This is a genomic window from Burkholderia sp. AU30280, assembly GCF_020420125.1.
Taxonomy (GTDB): Bacteria; Pseudomonadota; Gammaproteobacteria; order Burkholderiales; family Burkholderiaceae; genus Burkholderia.
On sequence record NZ_JAIZRY010000022.1, the window covers coordinates 72,432 to 89,291 of the forward strand.

Consider the following 16,860-nt stretch of genomic DNA (forward strand, 5'->3'; position numbering starts at 1 on the left):
TGCGGTCTCCTCACGCGGCGAGCGCCGCACCATAGGCGCGCACGAGGCGCGCAACACCTTCCCGGATCGCGTCGACGTCCGGCGCGGCAAACGACAGGCGCAGCGAGGCCGCGTCGACGTTGTCCGCGAAGAACGCCTTGCCCGGCACGAACACGACCTTGTTCGCGATCGCCTGTTGCAGCAGCACGTCCGACGACACCGCGCCGATCCGCGCCCATACGAACATCCCGCCTTCGGGACGGTGGAATTCGATCGCCTCGCCAAGGCCGTCGCGCAACGCATCGCACATCGCATCGCATTTGCGCCGGTAGGCGGCCGTGATGCGCGGCAGATGGCGTTCGAGCGCGCCGTCGGCCAGATATTCGGCGGCGGCCGCCTGTGTCCACGGCGTGCTGCACAGATCGACCGTCTGCTTCGCGATCACGCAGCGCCGCGCGATCTCGGCCGGCGCGATCGTCCAGCCCACGCGCAGCCCTGGCGCGACGATCTTCGACAGGCTCGCGAAATGCACGATCCAGTCGCGCGCGCCCTCCACTTCATCGGCGAGTGCGAGCATCGACGGCACGGCTTCGCCCGCGAAACGCAGGTCGCCGTACGGATCGTCCTCGACGATCAGGAAGCGGTATTGCACGGCGAGACGCAGCAGCTTCAGCCGGCGCTCGCGTGTGAGCGTCGCGCCCGTCGGGTTCGCGAAGGTCGGCACCGTGTAGAGCAGCTTCGGCTGCGCAATCGCGCCGGACGCAAGCCGTTCGCCGAGACGATCGACGTCGAGGCCCGCGCCGTCGACCGGAATCGTCACGATGCGCGCCTGCTGCAGACGCATCGCCTGCAGCGTCGCCGGATAGGCCGGCTGCTCGGTCAGCACGACGTCGCCGGGCGACACCATCACGCGCAACAGCAGGTCGAGGCCCTGCTGCGAGCCGGTCGTGACGAGCAGTTCGGCCGGCGTGCACGCCACGCCGCGGCGCCCCATCAGCGCGATCAGTTGCTGCTTCAGTTCGGCGAGTCCGTCGGTCGGGCCGTATTGCAGGCAGCGCACGGGCTGCGCGTACGCACGCTCGGCGGCTGCGTCCAGGCCGTCGACGTCGAACAGGTCGCTGGCCGGATAGCCGCCCGCGAAGGAAATCATGCCCGGTTCGGACAGGTACTTGAACAGTTCGCGGATCGGCGAGCCGGCGGGATTCTGGAATGAGGGAGTGAACGCGTACATGTCGTCGTGAGCTGGATGGCGCGGACGGCCGGGATAGCCGCCGAAGACCGGCCGCCGCGGCGCTTCTGGCGCCGCGGCGGTGCAATCGAGTCACGATTGTCGAGAGTCATTAAGGCCGCGGCAAACGATATCTATGCACTAGGTCTTGCGGTTTGGTCATCACATGGGGCGTGGGCGGGAGCGGCGAAACGCCCCGTCCTTCGGCGCGACGACACCGGTTTCGGACGTGTGTTGCCGCGAGAAAGCCAATCCCGGCGATTGTTTCGCGATGCGCGCACCCTGCCCGCCCTCGCTTGCCGGGATCGAGCCGGATCAGTGCGGCGTCCCGGAAGGCGTGGCCGTCGGCGGCTTGGGCTTCCACGTCGAGAGCGCGCGCGTGAGGTCGTCCGACACATAGTGCGGACCATCGAACAGATAGACCGGATAGCCGCGATACGCCGTCAGTTGCTTGCCCAACTCGTCGGCGCTGGCCGAACGGAACCCGCCGCGCTCGGCGGGCCGGAACGCCTCGGCGATGACCCGCACGCGCTGCTTGCCCAACCTTGCAGCCAGCTCGTCGAGGTAGCTGCGCGCGACATACGGCTCGCGGGCATAGACGCCGCAGCCATCCTGGAAGAACACGCCGACGTCCGCGGGCAGCCACGCTGCGAGCCACTCCGCGAGCGCCTTTCCGCCGATATTGGTCTGGTCGTACACGCTCACCCAGAGCGGGCGCGGCAGCCGTTGCAGGATCGCGGCGAGCTTGGGCGCGTCCTGCCAGGTCGGATCGATCTCGGCCGGAAAGTAGTAGCCCGTGACATGCAGCGGGACCGATGCGCGCGCCACTTCCAGCGACTGGTCGGCCAGCGTCGACAGATGCGTGCGCGCACGCTTTTCGTCCTGGTAGCCGGCGAGCCCCAGGATCACGTTCCGGGCCCACGGCTCACGACCGATGCGTTCCCAGTCGGGAAGGTGCGCGGCAGGCTGGATGCGGGTGTTGGGGAGGTACGCGGTATCGTCGACGACGGTCCACTGAATCAGCAGATCGTGTATGCCGAGTATCTGCCAGTTGCCGGCCGGATGGGTCGTCGCGTTGTCCACCTGCCAGACGATGCCGTCCGCGTGCACGTCGTGCGCGGTCCAGCTGCAGGCGGCCACGACGAACGATGCGCCGATCGCCGCGAGCGTCGCCGCGCGAGGCGAACGCGGTGCGGCGGCGGGCAAGCCCGGTCGCGCCGCGAGCCGGAACCGGCCCATACGCTGTCGAATCCTGCGCAAGGCCGGGATCGCGTACGTGGTCATCGCTGGTTCCCCGGAAGCATGCCTGCGCGTCATCGTAGCCGATCAAGCGAAAGCGTGCGACCCGCGTTGCCAATGCGGGTCGCACGGGGCTGCCGCTACGTCGTCGTCACTTGGCCGTCGTGCCGTCCACCCACTTGTAGCCCAGATTCGTGATGCCGGTGATGAGACTCTGGAAGTCCTGATACGCCGGCAATCCGAGATCCGGTTCAAGCCAGTACGGATGGAAGAAGAACGACGCGAAGCCGTCCCGCACCGCCAGGCCATACTGGGCATTCGTCACGATCTGCTGCCACGTGTACGTGACGCACGAGAACGGGTCGATATTGCAGATGTTGTATTGCACGCTGCCCAGGTTCTCCGGAACGATCCGCTGCCCGTAGTAATCGGAGTTGATGATGTACGGGAAAAACTGCCCGGCCGAGAAGTCCTGGTTGGCGGCGCCCGTTCCGAGTTGCGGATCGGTCGCCGTGTAGTACACGGCCCGCTGGAACGTGGTCGGGAACGTCAGGGCTGTCGCCGACGAGGCGGACGGCGACATCTGGTACTGCGGCGCGGCAAAGCCGACGACCTTGTAGCCGTTGGTCTTGAACTCCGCCAGGCCATCGGCCATTCTGCCCTCCGCCCACGGGATGGAGTCCTCATCAACCGGCCGGTTCTGCACGGCGAACCAGAACTCGTAGTCGCTCCCGCTCACTGCATTCTGCAGGTTCGGCGTCGAATCGTACTGGTGCGTATAGCCGTGCATCACGATCGAACCGCCGTGCGCGATCGCGTAGTTCAACGCCGTCTTCAGACCGGTGGCCTGCGCCAGATGGATCGTTTCCGGCACGCCGCCGTTGTAGTAGCCGTTCGGATCCGTATACAGCGGGATGGTGGCCATCGTGAACGGGATCTTCTTCGAGTACAGGTAATTCGTCAGCTGCTGCATCGAAGTCGTCGTCGTATACGCGTCGAGGTCCTCCAGACGGACGAGCGCACGGTGATTCACCGGTGCATTGGTATTCAGGATGTCGTGCAGGATGTCGCAAATCACCAGATAGCGATCCGTCGGTCCGATATAGGAAAACGGCATGTCCGCGAAGTACCAGAAGTTGCCCGAGCGCACGACGTAGGGCGTGGTTGCCCCGCTCTGGCTGTTCTTGATGGTGACGAGCGCCTGCGCCTTGGTGGTGTTGATCTGGGTCAGGCCGACATCCGGATCCGCGCTGATGACGCCGGTCGACGCGTTATACGAGTAGTACTTGACCATCGACAGGTTCTTGTACGTGACCGTGTCGTAGAAGCCGGGATTCGGATTGCTCGCCGAAGGCGTCGCGTTCATCCCGGCAAGGCCCAGGAAGCTGAACCCGAAGGTCTGGTTGAACGTGTAGGCCGTGTTCCATGCCAGCTGCCACAGGTTGTACTTGAACCAGACCACCGTCTTCGTGGTGGTCATCACGTCGCTCATGAACGCCGTCGGAATCGGGTTGTTGTAGTAGTCGCCGATATAGAACGTCGCGTCGTGGCTGCCGACCATGCCGGACGTGTAGTTCTGGATCGGCACCATGTCGATCGTCGTATTGAAGTGGCCCAGCAGATTCCTCAGCATGATGCTGTACATCAGCCCCAGCTTCGAATAAGGATCGTTGGCCGGATTGTCGTAAAGGATGAGCGTATGGGCAGTGGTCGCCTGCGCGTGCGCAGTGCCCGGCAATGTCATTTGCGCGAGTCCGGCAAGCAGGGCGATGACGAGCAAGATCTTTTTCATGGCCGTTTCTCCCTAGTCACGTTCCACGTTGCCGTTGAGTTTCTTGACCGAATTCCGGCTGAACTTCGGGCGCCCCGTTTCCTTGTATGCCAATTCCCAATCCTCGTCGGACATGCCGGCTTTCAGTTTGACGTTTGCCGATCCATTCGGCAGTGGAGGCGGCTTGACCTTGACGGCCGGCGCATTGGCGGTCTGCTGTGCATGCGCGCCCTGAACACCGACGGTGAAGACGAGCGCAGCGATCAGTGCGACAAGTGATCCTGCAGCGCTTAACCCGTATCTGAATGATTGGCCACGATGAGAAACCATGATTTTCATCCTTTGATATGCAAAATAAATCCATCTCGCTCATGAAGCGAGCACGGTCAATCGCCATCCGGAATCGGGGCGCCATGTCGTGAAATTCTGCGGCGCAATTGAAACCAGACAAATAAATCCGGGAGGAGATGGTTTGACTTTCAAGCTAGAACCGTACCATCCGTCGCAAATGGGCATAGGGCAAGGGAAGAAAATCGACGCATCGACGCAGCGCAAAAATGCGTCGATAAAACGTTTCAGGCGTGCAACGTGGCGGCGTCACGAATCAAATCGGACAAACCCGCGAAGCCTGTTCGTACGATTCGGGGAAAACCATTCGATCGCCGCGCTTCGCAGCGCGCGACGCGACACGCCTCACAGGTGGCATGCACGCGCAATGACGATTCGGGTGTCGGCGTTCCGCTTCGACGCCAACCGATCCGGACGGTCAGCGCCTGAATCGCATGACGATCTCCCGGGGGCGGCTGCCGTGGTCCGCCAGTGCGTCCGAAAACGACGTGTCATCCAATCGATCGGCCGCATGTTTCAGCACTGAAACATTTGGCTCGGATTCGGCGGACCGGTCCGGTGCCGCTTCGCGCGCCGCCCGCAGGCTCAAGGGTCACGCCGCGATGGCGCACGACTTGCTACATGATCTGTGTGCCGCGAAGCCGGTGCGCGCGGGCGCTGCGCGTGCGACGGGTGGAGAGCGGCTGCAAGCAGCCAAGCACGCAGGGACGGAAGCAGGAAAGCCGGAAACGGGCGGTCAAAAAGTCATCCACTGAGCACGTTGCGTCGCGCACGATGCAACGTGCTCACATCGGGAAAGCTCGCGTGTCGACAGGGCTTTTCCGGTTGACAGGCATTCGCGTGGCGCAAGCGACGGAGTGGACGTGACGGGGGCGACGAGGACGGGGAAAGTTTCGTCTTGCGTCGGTACGAGGAGGAATCATCCAGTACAAGATAAAAGTGCGGAATAAATGATGGATAACATGATTTGGAATGCGTATTTATATGCACTCAACCTTGTCGCCATTGTCACCGCAATCGTCATCCTGGTGAGCACACTGGATGACCTCACGCTGGACGCCTGTTACTGGTCCTTCGAAATCCGTCGCATCCTGCGCCGCGAAAAATCGCAAACGGTTGATATCGGCATGCTGCGCGCGCTGGAAGAGCGGCATCTGGCGCTGATGGTGCCGGCGTGGAAGGAATACGACGTCATCGCCAAGATGATCGAAAACACGTTGGCGACGCTCGAGTACGAGCGATACGTGATATTCGTCGGCACTTATCACAACGATGCCGAGACCACGGCCGAGGTCGAACGGATGGTCCGCCGGTATCCGGGCAGGGTCACGCGCGCGACCGTCATGAACGATGGGCCGACCTGCAAGGCGGACTGCCTGAACTGGATCATCGAAACCATCCTGCGCTACGAATCGGTCCATCACATTCAATTCGCGGGCGTCGTCATGCACGACTGCGAGGATGTCATTCATCCGGTCGAACTCAAGTACCTCAACCACGCGATTGCGGATAGCGACCTGGTCCAGCTTCCCGTGCTGTCGTTGCCGCGGAAATGGAACGAGTTCGTCGCCGGATGCTACCTGGACGACTTCAGCGAAACGCACCAGAAGGATGTGCCGGTGCGCGCCCGGCTGACCGGCATCGTCCCGGGCGCAGGCGTGGCATCGTGCTACAGCAGGCGCTCGATCGAAGCGGCGATGAAGGAGCGCAACGGCGCGCCGTTCAACACCAGCTCGCTGACCGAGGACTATGACTTCAGCTTTCGGTTGAGAGACCTGGGGATGAAGGAAACCTTCGCGTGCATTCCACTGACGGGGATCGTTCGCGATGCGGCGGACAAGCGCGTACAGGGTGGCGCCGTCAATCGAAACCTGCTGGCCACGCGCGAGTATTTTCCGAAAACGTTTCGCACCGCGTACCGTCAGCGCACGCGCTGGATCCTCGGCATTGCCTTTCAGGGTTGGGAGCAGCTCGGCTGGAAAGGCAATCTGCTGATGCGATACATGTTCTTCCACGATCGCAAGGGCATCGTTACCTCGCTGTTTTCGGTCGTTGCCTATGGCGTGCTGATCAACTTCCTGCTGCTTGGCGCGCTTCATCGATCCGGCCATGTCATCCCGCCTGGCGCCTCGTTCGTCATGGCGACCCACTGGGTCATGCCGCTGCTGTGGATCAACACCGCGATGCTGTTTGCGCGCGCCGGGCAGCGCTTCCATTTCGTCAGCAAGCTGAACGGGCCGACCCAGGGGCTGCTCTCGATACCGCGGATGTTCGTCAACAACCTGATCAACTTCTACGCGGTTTGCCGTGCGTGGCGCATCTATATCCGCCACCTCGCGACCGGCAAGCCCATCGCCTGGGACAAGACCAGTCATACCTACCTGTCCAACGAAGCACTCGGGAAGGCGCGCCTGAAAGTCGGCGAGATCCTGGTCGGCTGGGGCGTGGTCACGCTGGAGCAATTGCAGGCGAGCCTCGAGAAACAACTGACTTGCGGCAAGCGGCTCGGTGAACTGCTGGTCGAAGGCTGCGCGATATCCGCCGAATCGCTGGCGGATGCGATCGCCGAGCAGGCCGAGCTGCCCCGGGTGAGCCTCGGCAACGTCGCGGTGGGCCACTTCGCGGATTCACTGGCATTCGAACTGCAGTACGCGTACCGCGCCATCCCGTTTTCGACGGCGGACGACGGCACGTTGAACGTCGCGGTCGGACGGCCGCTCACCCAGGACGAACAGGATGTGGTGCGGCGGGGTGCCCGATCGAACGTGGCCTACTTCATCGCGTGCGATGCGGAGATTACCGCCGAACTCTCGCGGCACTCGCGATTCGTCGAACTCGCACGCACACGCGACGGCGATCCGGCGGCGCAGCACGGCGCTCCCGTCAAAAAACCGTCGGGAGAACAGGCATGAAGCATTCGAGACTTCCGATCGCGGCCAGCCTCAAGCGCTGCGCACGGCTGAGCGCACTGGCGATCGCCGTGTCGCTGGCCTGGCAGGCGCCGGCATCCGCCGCCCAGCAACTGACACCCAAGGCCTACAAGCTCGCCGACAGCGCCTACAAGGCGATCAACGCCGGCGACCTGCCCCTCGCTGAAGTGTATGCATCGCGCGCCATCAAGATTCAGCCCGGCAGCGAACAGCTCGGGCTACTGCTCGTCGACGTATACAGACGGGAAGGAAAAGTCGACGAAGCGGACGACATGGTCGAATCGCTGATCGTTCGTTTTCCGAAGAGTGGCGCGGTACGCGCGCAGCATGGCTACCTGGCGCAGCGCCAGATGCGCTACGACGTTGCCTGCAGCGATTTCGCGGCCGCCGTCGCGACCGGGAAATGGAGCAAGGATCAGCAGCGCAACCTGCGTCTCGCCTGGTCGGACAGCGCGCTCGCGGCGAAGCGTCCGCATGAAGCCGGCGTTGCACTGGCGCCGCTGGCCGATGAAAAATCGGCCGTGATCCAGTTGCGCATCGCGCAGATGAGCCTGCAGGCAGGCGACCGCGACACCGCCATCCGCATGGCCGACCTGGCGGCCAGCGACGCGACGAACGACGGCGAGCGCAACATGGCCGCGTCGATCGCGGCGCAGGCGCGCCAGGAAGATCAGGCCGCCGACGCGCCGGTGGACAATACCGCGCAACAGAAATTGCAGGAGGCCTATGACCTCCTGCGCGACCACAAGGATCGCGAGGCGCTCGATGCATTCAACGAGGGATTTTCCGGCGGCGCCGGCAATGCGATGAACTACGCGGACGCGGGCTACGCCGCCAAGCGGATCGGGCTGAACCAGGAATCCATCGACCTGTTCGAGCACAGCCTCGATGCCGACGAAAACGAACACACCTTCGATGCGCAGCACAAGTTCGGCTATCGGCGCGAAGTCGAGCAGCTTCAGCGCACCTGGGGGTTCGTGCTGAGCGCGCCGTACCAGTCGGCCGCGTTCGGGCCGCAAGGCACCATCAGCGTGTTGCAGCCGGGTATCGAAGTGTATTGGCAGCCGCCGAAGATCGGCTATCAGAACGGCCGCATCTTCCAGTTCTTCGTGCGCGGCTACGGCACGGCCTATGACGGGACGGGCAACGTGACCGGCATGCCGACCGTGCAGGGTTCGGTGGGCGCGCGCTACAAGCCGCTGCCCGACCAGAATGTCGTGCTGACCGCCGAGCGGCTGTTCCACGTCGGCAGCCTGTCGACGACGGACTGGCTGATGCGCCTGGGTTATTCGTCGGAAGGCGGAACCGACCTGAGGGTGACCGAACCGAGCTGGCGCAGCTGGCAGGCGTACATCGAGGGCGCTTACTTCATCAGCGCGGGTCGATACATCATTTATTCGGAGTTGCGTTACGGGCACACCTGGCGGTTGCCGATGATCAGCGATCGGCTGACCGTCTACCCGCACGCCGCGGTGGCCGGCGATCACGACAATCGAGAGCCGGACAAGACGGCGATCGGTGTCGGGCCCGGCATCCAGTTGCGGTACTGGTTTCGCGAAGGCCGCTATAGCGCGCCGGCAAGCTATCTGGATGTCACGGTGCAATACCGGTTCGGGTTGACGTCAGCGGCACGCGCACGTGGTCTCGTGGTACGCGCGACATTGTGGTTCTGACTGCGACGCTGACGCTTGCTTTTGGATGACGCGACTGCTTAGCTCGGCGATTTGAGCGTGATGATCGTTTGACGCAACAGCTGGAAGTACGGGCTCGTCGAATACGGGACCATTTCCTCGGCGTAGTACCACCAGAAGAACCCGCCGATGAAGCGCGGATCGGCCATGCTGTTGACCATCGGGTAGTACGTCTTGATCAGGTTCTGCTGCACCGACGCCGGCGCGGAGGTATCCGAGGTGCCGATTTCGCCGAAGCCGACCTTCGCGTTCGGGAAGATGCTTTCCAGCGCCGCGAAATCGTTCTTCCACGTCGGATTCAGCCCCGGGCAATCCTGGTACGGGTAGTAGCTGAACAGTGCGTAGTCGGCTTGCTGGCGGACCGTCGAGGACAGGAAGGTGGTCGGCCACGTCTTCCAGTAATCCTGCGGCTTCTCCCAGCAGTTGTTGCCCTTGCTGTCGTCGTTGTAGTACAGCGTGACGGCCGTCTTGCCACCGTTCGATTTGACGATCGTGTTGGCCGCCGCAACCATCTGGCCGATCTGCTGCTCTTCCGAGTTGACCACGGTGTTCGAGCCGTCCGGGTCGTTACGCAGCCATTCGCCGTTGATTTCGTTCGCGATCTCCCAGACGTCGACCGTGTTCTTCAACTGCGACACCAGTTCCTGCGTACGTGCCTGATACGTGGCGAGCGTCGTCGGGAAATAGTAAGAATCGTAGATTTCGCCCATCACGTACGCGACTGCGTGCAGGCGCAGCAGCGGCGCGTAGTAGTCGGCGGCCGACGTACCCGGATCGAACACGACACGCACGGTGGGCTTGTACGGCAGGTTCTGCAGCGACGCGACAATCGCGTCCAGCTTGCTCAGGTCGTCGAGGGTCACGCCGTAGACGGGATTCTTCAGAGGTTCGACCTGGGCTTCAGCGGGCCGGGATAAAGGCAGGAGCCCGGCATAAGCAACGCATGCGGCGATGGCCGTACGCGAGAGTTTTTTCGTCAGTCTTTTCAAAACAATTTCCGTCCAAAAGTAAGAAGAAGCGCGATTTTAGACGAAAATAAAAGGTAATTATCGGATGATATCGGAAGTGGCGAGCCCTAAAAAAATGGTTAGGATCGGTATCAAACGTGGCTGCGACAGGGTGTCGCGCCGAGGCAGTTGTTACGTGATGCTGATTAAATGCACTACAGCATTGGTGCAGGGAACGGGTGCGAGGAACGGGTGCGGGCGAGGCGGCGGATGCGCGTCAGGGTAAAGCCGATGTCCGGTTGGCTGCACGCAAACGATTGCCGACGTCCGAGGCCGGTCTCGACCGACCTCGACATGCATGCGCGGCGCCACGCCACGAACCACCAGCGGCACCCATTCACCAGGCGACCGGATAGCGGAACCCCACCACAACCGGGATCCCGCTACGCGGCGCCTTGCGGAATTGCCGCCGCCCTGCTTCCGTCACCCGTTCAGGCGGACGCGTTGCGATTCGCCTCGATCACCGTCAACGCCGCCATGTTCACGATCCGCCGCACCGTCGAGCTCGACGTGAGAATGTTCACCGGCGCGTTGACGCCCAGCAGGAACGGCCCCACCGCCACGTTGCTGCCCGCTTCGGTCTTGAGCAGGTTGTACGCGATGTTCCCCGCATCCACGTTCGGGCAAACGAGCAGGTTCGCAGCACCCTTTAGCGGCGACATCGGCAGCAGCTTCGACCGCAAGCCCTCGTCGAGCGCGCAGTCGCCATGCATCTCGCCGTCCGCCTCGATATCCGGCGCCTGCTCGCGGACGATCTCCAGCGCCCGGCGCATCTTCACGCCCGAAGCCGCACTCCCCGACCCGAAGTTCGACCGCGACAGCAACGCCGCCTTCGGCGTCAGATTCAACCATTCCATCTGACGCGCCGCGGCAATCGTGAATTCCGCGATCTGCTCCGCGTCCGGGTTGTCGTTGACGTGCGTATCCACCAGCGCGACCGTCCGCTGGTCGAGCAACAGGATGTTCATCGCCGCATAGGTCGACGCCCCCGGCTTCTTCCCGATCACTTCGTCGACGAACCGCAGGTGGTTGTGATACTCGCCCACCGTCCCGCAGATCATCCCGTCCGCGTCGCCGAGCCGCACCATCATCGCGCCGATCAGCGTCAGGCGGCGCCGCATCTCGACCCGCGCCATTTCCTTCGAGATGCCGTCCCGGCAGCGCAGCTCCCAATACGTCGTCCAGTACTGCGGGAACCGCTCGTCGTATTCGGGATTGGTCACTTCGACATCCTGACCGAGCCGGATCCGCAGCCCGAAACGCTCGATGCGCGCCAGCAGCACCTCCGGGCGCCCGACCAGGATCGGCCGCGCCAGCTTCTCGTCGACGATCACCTGCACCGCGCGGAGCACGCGCTCGTCCTCGCCTTCGGTAAAGACGATCCGCGCCTTGCCGCCGTCGCGCACCAGCCGGCGCGCCGTCGCGAACAACGGCTTCATGAACGCGCCGGAATGGTAGACGAACTGCTGCAGTTGCTCGACGTACGCGTCGAGATCGGTCAGCGGGCGCTTCGCCACGCCGCCTTCCATCGCCGCCTTGGCCACGGCCGGCGCGATCCGGACGATCAGGCGCGGGTCGAACGGCTTCGGAATCAGGTATTGCGCGCCGAACGCCACGTCGTACGCACCATAGGCCGCCGCAACGACTTCGTTCTGCTCCTCCTCGGCCAGGCCCGCGATCGCGTGAACCGCGGCGATCTCCATTTCACGGGTGATGGTCGTCGCGCCGACGTCCAGCGCGCCGCGGAAGATGTACGGGAAGCAGAGGACGTTGTTGACCTGGTTCGGGTAGTCCGAGCGGCCCGTCGCGATCACGACGTCGTCGCGCGTCGCATGCGCCAGTTCCGGGAAGATTTCCGGAGTGGGATTGGCCAGCGCGAGAATCAGCGGGCGCGGCGCCATCGCCTTCAGCATGTCGGCGGTCAGGATGCCGCCGACCGACAGGCCCAGGAACACGTCCGCGCCGCCGATGATTTCGGCCAGCTTGCGCGCATCGGTTTCCTGCGCAAAGCGCGACTTGGCCGGGTCCATCAGCGTGGTGCGGCCGCGATAGACGACGCCTTCGATGTCGGTCACCCAGACGTTTTCAACCGGCAGCCCGAGGTCGACCAGCAGGTCCAGGCAGGCCAGCGCGGCGGCACCGGCCCCCGACGTCACGACCTTCACTTCCGAAATCGACTTCCCGACGACCTTCAGCCCGTTGATGAACGCGGCGGAGACGGTGATGGCGGTACCGTGCTGATCGTCATGGAAGACGGGAATCTTCATGCGTTCGCGCAGCTTCTGCTCGACCGTGAAGCACTCGGGCGCCTTGATGTCCTCGAGGTTGATGCCGCCGAAGGTCGGCTCGAGACCGGCGATGATGTCGACCAGCTTGTCCGGATCGGTTTCGTTGATCTCGATGTCGAAGACGTCGATCCCCGCGAACTTCTTGAACAGGACGGCCTTGCCTTCCATCACCGGCTTGGACGCGAGCGGGCCGATGTTGCCCAGGCCCAGCACGGCCGTGCCGTTCGTGATCACGCCCACCAGATTGCCGCGGCTCGTGAAACGGTGCGCCTGCAGCGGATCGGCGGCGATGGCCTCGCACACGCCCGCCACGCCCGGCGTGTAGGCCAGCGCGAGATCGCGCTGGGTCACGAGCGGTTTGCTGGCGACGACCGAGATCTTTCCCGGGGTCGGAAATTCGTGATAGTCGAACGCTGCCTGCTGCTGTGTCTCAGTCTGTTTCATGTTTTTCGATCCGGGCACGGGCGCCAGGCCAGTCCCGGCGCGATCCATGAAGGGGATTCTAGGGATCCGCCATAAGGTGATGATTCTGTTTTAATATCGGTCCATCACTTTTTCATGATGAATACGTGACCAGTCAATGACTTTTGACGCAAACGACGTGGTCAGGCGGCTGGGCGCCCGCTTGAAGATGCGGCACCTGGTGCTGTTGCTGCAGATCCAGCAGCACGGGTCGCTGACGCGCGTCGCGGAGCACATGGCCAGCAGCCAGCCGGCGGTGACGAATGCGCTGTCCGAGCTGGAGAGCATGTTCGGCACGCCGCTTTTCGAGCGCTCGTCGCGCGGCATGCGGCCCACCGCGCTCGGCGCGGTCGTGCTCGAGCGGGCGAAGGCGATGATCAAGGATCTCGACCACCTCGCTCGCGAAATGGAGGCGGTCGCCGCCGGGCATGCGGCCCACCTGCACATCGGCGTGATTCCGTTCATTTCCGGGCACATGCTGTCGGCGGCGCTCAAGCGGCTGCAAGCGCGCATGGAGCGGCGCCTGACCGTGACGATTCACGAAGGCACCAGCGATCAGCTGCTGCTTCAGCTCAGGGATCACAGCGTCGACATCGTGATCGGGCGGGCATCGTCGGCGATCGACCTGGGCCAGGTCTCCTTCGAAGTGCTGTACCAGCAGCAGCCGCGCATGATCGCGAGCCGGCGTCTTGCCGCGAAACTGGCCCGCACCGCGCTCGACTGGCACAAGCTGCACGCGCTCGACTGGATTCTCGGCGCACCGCATACGCCGATGCGGGAACAGGTCACCGACCTGTTTCTGTCGGCCGGCATCGCGCCGCCCGTTCCGATCGTCGAGAGTTATTCCTCCAAGCTGATCGGCGAAATGATCGCGTCGAGCGACGAGGCCGTCTCGATCGTGCCCGCCGATATCGCGGAAGAACTGGTGCGGATCGCCGGCGTGGCGATCGTCCCGTACTCGCTGGTGTGGACGCTTCCGCCCATCGCGCTGTTTACCCGCGCCGCCGATTCGCGCTCGCCTGCGCGGGATCTCCTCGTCGAGGCGCTGCGCGAGGTGTGCAGGGAGACTTACGGGGAAGCGCAGCGGTAGCGGTTCACGCACCGCCCGCGTTGAACGGCCCGCCGGGTCCGCCGAAAACGGTCATGCGTCTCGACGAACACCGGGCACACCGGCCGCAGGCTACTTGCTCGCGGCGAGGCGCCGCATGATTTCCGCACGCTCGGAAGCCAGCACATGGTCCGAGCCCTCGCCGCGGTCATAGCGCCTGGTCGTCCGATAGGAAAACCGCTTCGTGTACAGATTGGCGGCGGGATCGAATACCCACGCGTCGACGACGAAAAAGTGCGGGCCGAAATGACTCTCGTCCTTGCCCCACACATAATCCGCGCGAACGAACAGCGGATAGGGCGACACGTCCGGCACCGTCCACATCGCGCGGTCGGCCAGCTCGGTCTGGGTGACTTTCGGCATCACGTTCTCGACCTTGCCGTTCGCGCGATAACGCAATACCGCCACACGCTCCAGCATCCCGCTGCCGCCGCCGGAGAACATTCCCGAGAAGAACACCCAGGAGCCGCCCGACGCAATCGGCAAGCGTTCGGATCGCGGATCCAGCCCGAACTGGTATTGCACCTTCGTCGAGCCATCGGGAAGCGGCGCGGGCGGCATCTCGAAGCACGGCGCATGGTCGGGAAGCACGCAGAGTTTCACGCCGGACAGCGGGAGTCCGTCGGTGTCCAGCCGGCCCTGCGCCTGCGTGAATCGCGGGAAAGCAAGTTCGCTGGAAGCGGCTTGCACATTGGCGACGCCAACGACAGAAAAGCCCAGGATCACCGCGAGCGTCTTACCGATCCAGCGCATACACCACCCTCTCTCATTTTTCGAATGACGCAGATTGTCGATGATCTGGCCGACTTTTGCCGAAAATCATTGCGACTTCATGCCATGCACCGCTTGCGGAGGGCAACCCCCAGCATCTCGGAAGGCGAAAGCTCCCGCCCGTCGTACGCAGCGCCGAAGTAGGCTTCGGGCCAGAAGATGAGGTCCGACATGCGGCCGTCGCCGGTGTTGACCGACAGACATCGAACCCAGTAGTCGATCAGTGCCTCGCTGCCGCGACACGCGCAGACGGCATCGAGCAGTTCCAGAAGCTCGGGCTCCGACAGATCGGTCGGGACGGCATGCCGGTCGATTGCCAGCCACTTCGCAAATTCGTCGGCACTCGTCGAACCAAACGCGCCGAGCACATCGGCGTGATCGATATCGTCGCCAAGCAATCGGGAAATCTGCTGCAACTCCGCATCGTATTCACGTCCGTTCTCGTGCAGTTGAAACACGGCTCTCGTCAGCGGTAGCAGGTGTCGAAGCTTGTCGTGGTCGACGGGGTCGCGCAGTTCGGCTCGCATGCGTGTTCCGGTTCCGACGATGCAGCGACTATTTGGACTCTGCAATCGCAGCAATGCAGAGCGCATGATCGGCGATCCGTTCGCGACCATAGATTTGCTCGCACCGTATCAATCCCGCATATAGATGCTCGAACGTGGGCATGTCGACCGTCAGTTCCTTCAAAGCGTCGTATCCTCGCACGCACCGGTTACTGCGAAGGTAATAAGTAGACGGCGAGTGCCTCACACCAGGAAATGCGGGAAAGACTCTCGGCAATTGCTGCGGGGCGATCGGCGAACTCGGCAGAATCGACGACGTGCTTGCGACGAGAAAATCGTCGAAGCGCATCAACGCGGATACGGCAGTCTGCATACAAAACTCGGCGGTTTCCTCAGGCGACTCGTCAGGCGACGGAGCCGGAAAAGTGAAAATCATGCCCAGACCAAAGCGAGGTTTAGGCGCACCGAAGAATGGCCATTGAGAAAAGGGAAACTGTGCGAACGCATCGAACGCATACATCACGAGAACCCCAAGCAGCAGATATTTTCGCAAGAGCAAGTATTCCGATTCGAGATGGGTGTCGATTCAGCCAGGTGCAAACTCGATTCCGGGCCCCGGCGTGATTTGCCTGAACGCTAACCAAGGGACCAGTAAATTCCGGCGCCAGCATCGACGATGAACACGAGCGCAATGAGGAGGCAGACAACTCGCCAGACACCGCGCAGGCGAGTCGCCCCGAAATACGATCCGACCACGCCGACACACAACGTCACCGGCCAATATTCAGCGCCAGCCGCAAGCACGACCAGATAAAAAGGCCAATCAATGGTGATGTCAGTCATCCCGGAATGCTCGGTTGCGTGCGTGGCGCATGCGTTCGCTCATGGCTTGAATGATATCGCTCAGTCGCCGGAGGCGCCTCCCTCCGCCTGATGACAGACCACCTCGATATTGTGCCCATCCGGCCCGATGACGAACGCCGCGTAGTAGTTCGCGTGGTAATGCGGCCGCAGCCCCGGCGCGCCGTTGTCCTTCCCGCCGGCCGCCAGCGCCGCGCGATAGAACGCCTCGACTTGCTGCCGGTTGTCGGCCACGAACGCGATGTGAAGATGCGCCGGTTTCTCCGTCGTCTGGAACAGGCACAACGAAGGCTTGCCCGGCGGAGAAATCTCGATGCCGTACGAAGGCTCGCCCTCCCCCTGCACCACGACGCCAAGCGGTTCAAGTGCATTCAGGAAAAACGCCTTGCTGGCTGCAAAGTCGCTCACGCCGAATTTGACATGGTCAAACATGACTCCCCCTCGGATAGATGGGTCTGCCGGCACCCGGTTGGAATGTGGAAATCACCGCGATGTTGCCACACGTAGCCGTCGCCGGCACCCCCGCTCGCGACCGAACAAAAAAAGGTTCATCGCGGAAAATCGTGGAGGGTTTGAGAGCGATTGCGTAACCTGACGCCTGACTTTAAGGAGGTCAGGAGGAAGAATTGCTCGATCGCAAGGCGCTTCAGGCACTGGGTTGCTGGACGGGT

At 63.0% G+C, this 16,860-nt stretch carries 14 protein-coding genes; 3 read left to right on the forward strand and 11 right to left on the reverse strand.

Features of this window, described 5'->3' with window-relative positions:
- Nucleotides 1–10: 10 nt before the first annotated feature.
- From LGN17_RS34665 to LGN17_RS34680, 4 genes are all read right to left on the reverse strand, one after another.
- On the reverse strand, nucleotides 11–1,210 hold the full coding sequence (locus tag LGN17_RS34665) for a PLP-dependent aminotransferase family protein (RefSeq protein WP_226201321.1): 1,200 nt from the start codon (nucleotides 1,208–1,210) through the stop codon (nucleotides 11–13).
- A 312-nt stretch (nucleotides 1,211–1,522) separates the two neighbouring features.
- Nucleotides 1,523–2,491 carry a hypothetical protein gene (locus LGN17_RS34670; protein WP_226201322.1) on the reverse strand — a complete coding sequence of 323 codons (969 nt, stop codon included), beginning with the start codon at nucleotides 2,489–2,491 and terminating at the stop codon, nucleotides 1,523–1,525.
- 106 nt (nucleotides 2,492–2,597) lie between these two features.
- Entirely contained in the window at nucleotides 2,598–4,238 is a 1,641-nt protein-coding gene (locus LGN17_RS34675) for a DUF2334 domain-containing protein (RefSeq protein WP_226201323.1), read from the reverse strand.
- 12 nt (nucleotides 4,239–4,250) lie between these two features.
- Nucleotides 4,251–4,547, reverse strand: a complete 297-nt coding sequence (locus LGN17_RS34680; protein WP_175954573.1) for a hypothetical protein — start codon at nucleotides 4,545–4,547, stop codon at nucleotides 4,251–4,253.
- Between the two features lie 971 nt (nucleotides 4,548–5,518).
- Between LGN17_RS34680 and LGN17_RS34685 the strand changes: the two genes are divergently transcribed.
- Together LGN17_RS34685 and LGN17_RS34690 are read left to right on the forward strand one after the other, a co-directional pair.
- Nucleotides 5,519–7,477 carry a glycosyl transferase family protein gene (locus LGN17_RS34685; RefSeq protein ID WP_226201324.1) on the forward strand — a complete coding sequence of 653 codons (1,959 nt, stop codon included), beginning with the start codon at nucleotides 5,519–5,521 and terminating at the stop codon, nucleotides 7,475–7,477.
- On the forward strand, nucleotides 7,474–9,168 hold the full coding sequence (locus tag LGN17_RS34690; protein WP_226201325.1) for an NfrA family protein: 1,695 nt from the start codon (nucleotides 7,474–7,476) through the stop codon (nucleotides 9,166–9,168). Before LGN17_RS34685 ends, LGN17_RS34690 begins: the two co-directional genes overlap by 4 nt.
- Nucleotides 9,169–9,206: 38 nt before the next feature.
- Here the strand turns inward: LGN17_RS34690 and LGN17_RS34695 are convergent, their stop codons facing one another.
- Together LGN17_RS34695 and LGN17_RS34700 are read right to left on the reverse strand one after the other, a co-directional pair.
- Nucleotides 9,207–10,139, reverse strand: a complete 933-nt coding sequence (locus tag LGN17_RS34695) for a hypothetical protein (RefSeq protein WP_413227067.1) — start codon at nucleotides 10,137–10,139, stop codon at nucleotides 9,207–9,209.
- Between the two features lie 485 nt (nucleotides 10,140–10,624).
- Nucleotides 10,625–12,925 carry an NADP-dependent malic enzyme gene (locus tag LGN17_RS34700; RefSeq protein WP_226201326.1) on the reverse strand — a complete coding sequence of 767 codons (2,301 nt, stop codon included), beginning with the start codon at nucleotides 12,923–12,925 and terminating at the stop codon, nucleotides 10,625–10,627.
- Between the two features lie 136 nt (nucleotides 12,926–13,061).
- On the opposite strand from LGN17_RS34700, the gene LGN17_RS34705 reads away from it, so the two are divergent.
- Complete coding sequence (locus LGN17_RS34705; RefSeq protein ID WP_226201327.1) at nucleotides 13,062–14,033, forward strand: LysR substrate-binding domain-containing protein; 972 nt, start codon at nucleotides 13,062–13,064, stop codon at nucleotides 14,031–14,033.
- A 90-nt stretch (nucleotides 14,034–14,123) separates the two neighbouring features.
- Here the strand turns inward: LGN17_RS34705 and LGN17_RS34710 are convergent, their stop codons facing one another.
- The 5 genes from LGN17_RS34710 to LGN17_RS34730 form a co-directional block, all read right to left on the reverse strand.
- A complete protein-coding gene (locus tag LGN17_RS34710) occupies nucleotides 14,124–14,804 on the reverse strand; it encodes a hypothetical protein (protein ID WP_226201328.1) in 681 nt (226 codons plus the stop codon).
- A gap of 77 nt (nucleotides 14,805–14,881) precedes the next feature.
- A complete protein-coding gene (locus LGN17_RS34715; RefSeq protein ID WP_226201329.1) occupies nucleotides 14,882–15,349 on the reverse strand; it encodes a hypothetical protein in 468 nt (155 codons plus the stop codon).
- Between the two features lie 28 nt (nucleotides 15,350–15,377).
- The gene (locus LGN17_RS34720) at nucleotides 15,378–15,881 is read right to left on the reverse strand and encodes a hypothetical protein (protein WP_226201330.1); all 504 of its coding nucleotides are present in this window, start codon (nucleotides 15,879–15,881) and stop codon (nucleotides 15,378–15,380) included.
- Between the two features lie 83 nt (nucleotides 15,882–15,964).
- Entirely contained in the window at nucleotides 15,965–16,171 is a 207-nt protein-coding gene (locus LGN17_RS34725; protein WP_226201331.1) for a hypothetical protein, read from the reverse strand.
- A 60-nt stretch (nucleotides 16,172–16,231) separates the two neighbouring features.
- Nucleotides 16,232–16,621 (reverse strand): VOC family protein, encoded by a 390-nt coding sequence (locus LGN17_RS34730; RefSeq protein ID WP_226201332.1) that lies wholly within the window; start codon nucleotides 16,619–16,621, stop codon nucleotides 16,232–16,234.
- Nucleotides 16,622–16,860 lie beyond the last annotated feature (239 nt).